The organism is Streptomyces katrae (assembly GCF_000966975.1).
In the GTDB taxonomy this organism is placed as follows: domain Bacteria; phylum Actinomycetota; class Actinomycetes; order Streptomycetales; family Streptomycetaceae; genus Streptomyces; species Streptomyces katrae.
The window spans coordinates 1-5199 of sequence record NZ_JZWV01001251.1 but is presented as its reverse complement, the minus strand read 5'-3'; the positions used below and the strand labels follow the sequence as shown (position 1 = coordinate 5199).

Here is a 5199-nt window from a genome sequence, read left to right as displayed (position 1 = left end):
TCGGGGGGCGTAGCCCCCAGGAGGCCGGGCGGGGTCAGGCCCTACCGCCCCGCTTCGCGGCGTAGTTGGCGCGGCCCTGCGCCGCCTTGAGGCGCCAGTCGCGGTGGAGCTCCGCCCTCAGGCGGGCGTCCGTCTTCGCCACGATGCGCTGGTTCTCGCGCAGCAGCTTGCGGTAGCTCTCCAGGCGCCGCTCCGGGAGGCTGCCGTCGGCCACCGCCGCCAGGACCGCGCAGCCCGGTTCGGACTCGTGCGCGCAGTCGTGGAAGCGGCAGTCGGCGGCGTGGTCCTCGATCTCCGAGAACACCTGCCCGACCCCGGCCTCCGCGTCGAAGAGCCCGACGCCCCGCAGCCCCGGGGTGTCGATCAGGACGCCCCCGCCCGGGAGGGCGAGCAGGTTGCGGGTGGTGGTGGTGTGGCGGCCCTTGCCGTCGACCTCGCGGGTCGCCTGGACGTCCATGACGTCCTCGCCGAGCAGCGCGTTCGCCAGCGTGGACTTGCCCGCGCCGGAGGTCCCGAGGAGCACGCTCGTCCCGCCGGACACGATCGCCGCGAGGACGTCCGTGCCCTCCCCGGTGTGGGAGGAGACGGCGAGGACCTGGACGCCGGGCGCGGTGGTCTCCACGTCCCGGACGAGGTAGGCGAGGGTGTCCGGGTCCGGGACCAGGTCGGCCTTGGTCAGGACGACCAGCGGCTGGGCGCCCGACTCCCACGCCAGGGCGAGGAAGCGTTCGATCCGGCCGAGGTCGGGCTCGCCGGCCAGGGAGACCGCGATGACCGCGTGGTCGACGTTGGCGGCGAGGATCTGCCCCTCGGACCGCTGCGAGGAGGTGGACCGTACGAAGGCGGTGCGGCGCGGCAGGTACGCCTTCACGTAGCGCGGGTTGCCGGCCGCCTCGACGGCGGCCCAGTCGCCCGTGCAGATGACCCGGAGCGGGTCGTGGGGGGTCACGAACGCGGTATCGGCGCGGATCACGCCGTCCTCGGTCATGACGTCGCACTGCCCGCGGTCGACGCGGACGACCCGGCCGGGGAGGAGTCCCTCGGCGGCGTACGGGGCGAACTCGGCGGCCCAGTACTCGTCCCAGCCGTAGGCGGCGAGGGCGTGCGGGCGTGCGGAAAGGGAGGAAGCGGAAGAGGAAGTCAAGGGGAACCCTTCACAGGGTGGCCCCGGCAGTGCGCGCACGGCGGCGCGCGGAGAGGTGTGAGGTCAGCCGGAGACCACGGGGGCGGAAACGAAGACGAACTCCTGAACGCGGGCGGTACCCGTCACCGTGACAGTCATCAACGTCCTCACCTCCTGCTGGCTCCTCGACGAGCCGACGCGGCTCTCCCGGAAGGCGGTTGGCCCGGCGCTTCCGTCTCCGGAACCATAACCCGGCCCCCGCGGGCCGCACCACCGAATAAATTCCGCCGTCGGTCCCGTCATCCGGACGGGGTCGCGAGCCCGTGGCGGTAGGCGTAGCGCACGGCCTGGGCGCGGTCGCGGACCCCGGTCTTGGCAAAGAGGTTGTTGATGTGCGTCTTGACGGTGGATTCGCCGATGGTGAGCCGCCGGGCGATCTCGGAGTTCGAGTGGCCCCCGGCGATCAGGGCGAGCACCTCGCCCTCACGCGCCGTCAGGCCGTCGGGCAGCGCCGCGTCCTGGGGGCGGGCCGGGGGTTCGGCGCCGGCGACGGCCGCCGCGACGAGGCGTTCCTGGGCCGCCCGGCCCAGGCTGGTGGCGCCCTCGCGTACGGCGGCCAGGGCGCGGGCGATCTCCTGCGCGTCGGCGTCCTTGGTGAGGTAGCCGCGGGCGCCGGCCCTGAGGGCGTCCATTACGGAGGTGTCGTCGCTGTAGGTGGTGAGGACGACGACCCCGGTGCCGGGGTGGTCCCGGGTGATCAGCCGGGTGGCCTCCACCCCGTCCGTGCGGGGCATGCGCAGGTCCATCAGGACCACGTCGGGGGCGTGTTCGGCGACGAGCCGGACGGCCTCGGCGCCGTCGGCCGCCGCGGCGACCACCTCGGTGCCGGGCAGCAGTCCCAGCAGCAGGACGAGCCCCTCCCGTACGACGGTCTGGTCGTCGGCCACGACCACGCGGATCGGGGCGCCGGTCTCGGTCACGGTGCGAGGGGTCCTTCCAGGTGGACGCGGAAGCCGGGACCGTACGGTCCGGCGTCGAGGGCGGCTCCGCTGAGTTCGGCCCGTTCGGCCATCCCGACCAGGCCGTATCCGCCGCCGGTGGCGGCGTGCGGGGCGGGTCCGGTACCGCCGGAGTCGGTGACGCACAGCTCGTAGCGGCCGCCCGCGCAGGAGAGGGTGATCTCCACGTCGGCCCCGACGGCGTGCTTGCGGGCGTTGGTCAGGGCCTCCTGCGCGGTGCGGACCACGGCGAGGGCGGCCTCGGGCGGCAGCGGGAGCGGCCCATCGGAGACGGTGAGGGTGCACGCGGCGCCCGTCGTACGGCGGTACTCCTCGGCGAGGGCGGTGAGGGCCTCGCGCGGGGCGGGGGCGTCGCCGCGCAGCACGGCCACGGCCCGGCGGGTCTCCTCCAGTCCGCCCTTGGCGAGGGTGCGGGCCCGCTCGACCAGGACCCCCGCCTCCTCGTAGCGGCCGGCCTCCAGGGTGAGCCGGGCGCCCTCCAGGTGGATGAGCTGGGCGGAGAGCGAATGCGCGAGGATGTCGTGGACCTCCCGGGCCACGTGGGCCCGCTCGGCCAGCAGGGCGCGCTGCCGCTCGGACTCGGCGGCGGCGCGCCGGGACCGGCCGGCCCGGACGTACGCGAACATCCCGCAGAGGCCGACGACGTTCCACAGTTCGACGGTGTCGCGCCCGCGCACCAGGGTGACGGCGGCCGCCGCGGCCGCCGCCGCGACGAGGAGGAGGGTGGAGGCGACCGCCCCGAGGCGGGCGGCGGCGAAGCCGCACACGGCGAAGACGAGGACCACCCAGGGGGTGGCGGGCGCCAGCAGGCCGGTCGCGCAGGCGGCGGCGAGGGCGGCGGCGAGGGTCCACGCCCCGGCGCGGGGGCGGCCGTCGAGGAGGGTGACGCCAAGGAGGGTCAGGGCGAGCCCGGCCAGCCCGCACGCGAGGGCGGCGGCGCCCGGCGGGGGTGTGAGCAGGCCGTGCACGAACCAGACGAGCAGCGCCACCTGGACGGCGATCCTGACGTGGGTGTCCGTGGGCATGGGCAGGGTGCGGGGCGACATCCCTGCCCACTGTAGCCAGCCCGGCCACGGCAGCCCGCAGCGCATCGGAGCGGTCTTCACACGGCGGCCGGGATCCGGCGGGAGCGGGCGGTCAGGGCCAGGCCCTGGGCCAGGATCCAGCTCGCGAGGGTCACCAGCAGGGCCCCGTTCCGGACGGGGACGCCCACGGCCGCGCCGAGGAGGGCGAGGGCCACGCGGGTCGCGAGGGAGAGCCCGAAGAGGGCGAGGACGGTCCGGTTGCCCTTGGCCCAGAGCGTGCCGTCGGGCTCGCGCCACAGGGTCATGGCGCGGCCGATGAGGTGGCCGGTGCCGAAGGCCGCCGCGATCCCGGCGGCCAGCAGGACCACGCTGAGCACCGGGTGGGCGGGGGCTACGAGTCCGCCCTGGGCCGCGCCGACGGCGGCGAGGACGGCGGGCAGCACCCAGAGCCGGTCCTGGTCCTTGACGGGCCGTCCGCCGAACCTGCGTACGAGGACGAAGGCGACGACCAGTGCGATGACGAGAACACGTGCGATATCCATGCCCTTCACGCTAGGAACGGGCCGCGTCCCTGTGATCGGCGCCGGGGTGGATCCCGGGTGGAGGTCGCTCCTCCACCCACGGGTGGAGAGCGGCCGCCGCTGCCGCGCGGTGTCCGTTTCCTCGGCGGCCCGCGGCCGCACCGCCGTGTCCGTTTCCTTCAAGACCGGCCGCCCCGGCCGGGCCTAGCCTGCGTCCATGACTCCACGACTCGACATGATCGGCCTGGTCGTCTCCGACATGGCCGCCTCGCTCGCCTTCTACCGCCGTCTCGGCCTGGACGTCCCGGCCGACGCCGACGGGCAGCCCCATGTGGAGGCGGTCCTGCCCGGCGGCCTGCGGATCGCCTGGGACACGGAGGCCGTCGTCCGTTCCTTCGACCCGTCCTGGACCCCGCCCTCGGGCGGGCCGCGCCGCGAGCTCGCGTTCCTGTGCGACTCCCCCGCAGAGGTGGACGCGCTGTACGCGGAGCTGACGGAGGCCGGCCACGGCGGGCACCTGAAGCCCTGGGACGCCTTCTGGGGGCAGCGTTACGCGGTGGTCCTGGATCCCGACGGCTGCCAGGTCTCGCTGTTCGCCCCGCTGGTCGCCGACGGGGCCTGAGCCGCCGCCCACGCCCCGAGGGTGGTCCCGGCCAGGGCCCGCACCTCGCGGGCCAGGTGCGCCTGGTCGGCGTAGCCGGCGGCGTACGCCACCTCGGCCTGCGGGAGGCCGCGGCGGGTCAGGGCCAGTGCCCGCTGGAGGCGCAGTACGCGGCCCAGGGTGCGGGGGCCGTACCCGAAGGCGTCGAGGCAGCGGCGGCGCAACTGGCGCTCGCCGAGGCCGACGGCCGCCGCGATGGCGGAGACGGGCTGTCCGGCCCGCAGCCGGGCCGTGACCTCGGCGGGGAGCGGATCGGGCGGGCCCACGGCTGCGAACCGGGCCCGGGCCAGCGCTTCGAGACCGGCGCGGGGGTCCTCGTACCCGGCGGTCCGCTCGGTCAGCCGGCGTACCTCGGGGCCGGGCCAGAGGGCGGCCAGCTCGACCCGCCGGTCGCGCAGTTCCCACGCCGGTACCCCGAGCAGTGCGGGCGCTGCTCCGGGGGCGAGGCGGAGCCCGGTGAAGGAGCGGCCGGGGACCTCTCCGGCGGGGTGGGGGCCGGTGTCGGGGCCGGCCACCAGCAGCCGGCCGCCGGTCCACAGCAGGTCCATGCACCCGTCGGGCAGCACGGCCCCGCCCTGCCCCCGGGCCCGCCAGACCACGGCTCCGGGGACGGTCCGGGAGGGGGCTTCCTCGTACATGCCGCCAGCCTAGGCCGTGCCCGCGGGCCGGGCCGGGCGGTCAGTGTTTGCGCAGGCGGGAGGTGTAGTCGTCCGGGGGCAGGAAGTTCGACCAGCGCTCGGGGAACTCCGAGGGCATCCCGGCGTCCTCGTCGTCCTCGGACTCCCCTTCGGCCAGGGCCCGCCAGGCGGCGGCCCGGGCGACGAGCTGGGCGGCCTCGGCCTCCCGGACC

The 5199-nt window shown here is 75.9% G+C and carries 6 protein-coding genes and 1 pseudogene; 1 reads left to right on the top strand and 6 read right to left on the bottom strand.

The features are described from left to right. Positions 1-34: 34 nt before the first annotated feature. The 4 genes from rsgA to VR44_RS35740 all read right to left on the bottom strand — a co-directional run bounded on the left by rsgA (position 35) and on the right by VR44_RS35740 (position 3709). Positions 35-1144: a ribosome small subunit-dependent GTPase A gene (gene rsgA, locus VR44_RS35755; protein WP_045951818.1), complete on the bottom strand. Its 1110-nt coding sequence runs from the start codon at positions 1142-1144 to the stop codon at positions 35-37. Between the two features lie 278 nt (positions 1145-1422). Continuing rightward, on the bottom strand, positions 1423-2103 hold the full coding sequence (locus VR44_RS35750; protein WP_045951817.1) for a response regulator: 681 nt from the start codon (positions 2101-2103) through the stop codon (positions 1423-1425). After that, complete coding sequence (locus VR44_RS35745; protein WP_157880512.1) at positions 2100-3188, bottom strand: sensor histidine kinase; 1089 nt, start codon at positions 3186-3188, stop codon at positions 2100-2102. Before VR44_RS35745 ends, VR44_RS35750 begins: the two co-directional genes overlap by 4 nt. 56 nt (positions 3189-3244) lie before the next feature. After that, complete coding sequence (locus tag VR44_RS35740) at positions 3245-3709, bottom strand: hypothetical protein (RefSeq protein WP_045951816.1); 465 nt, start codon at positions 3707-3709, stop codon at positions 3245-3247. A gap of 196 nt (positions 3710-3905) precedes the next feature. On the opposite strand from VR44_RS35740, the gene VR44_RS35735 reads away from it, so the two are divergent. Beyond that, positions 3906-4310 (top strand): VOC family protein, encoded by a 405-nt coding sequence (locus tag VR44_RS35735; RefSeq protein WP_045951815.1) that lies wholly within the window; start codon positions 3906-3908, stop codon positions 4308-4310. Here VR44_RS35735 and VR44_RS35730 read toward each other — a convergent pair. Both VR44_RS35730 and VR44_RS47925 read right to left on the bottom strand, forming a co-directional pair. After that, positions 4238-4987, bottom strand: a complete 750-nt coding sequence (locus tag VR44_RS35730; protein WP_045951814.1) for a helix-turn-helix transcriptional regulator — start codon at positions 4985-4987, stop codon at positions 4238-4240. The genes VR44_RS35735 and VR44_RS35730 overlap by 73 nt on opposite strands. 40 nt (positions 4988-5027) lie before the next feature. Further along, a pseudogene (locus VR44_RS47925) lies at positions 5028-5199 on the bottom strand (YihY/virulence factor BrkB family protein); the annotation flags it as partial.

Coding starts and splice junctions, on each gene's coding strand:
- VR44_RS35735 (WP_045951815.1), top strand. CDS start 3,906: ATGACTCCACGACTCGACATGATCGGCCTGGTCGTCTCCGACATGGCC.
- VR44_RS35740 (WP_045951816.1), bottom strand. CDS start 3,709: ATGGATATCGCACGTGTTCTCGTCATCGCACTGGTCGTCGCCTTCGTC.
- VR44_RS35730 (WP_045951814.1), bottom strand. CDS start 4,987: ATGTACGAGGAAGCCCCCTCCCGGACCGTCCCCGGAGCCGTGGTCTGG.
- VR44_RS35745 (WP_157880512.1), bottom strand. CDS start 3,188: ATGTCGCCCCGCACCCTGCCCATGCCCACGGACACCCACGTCAGGATC.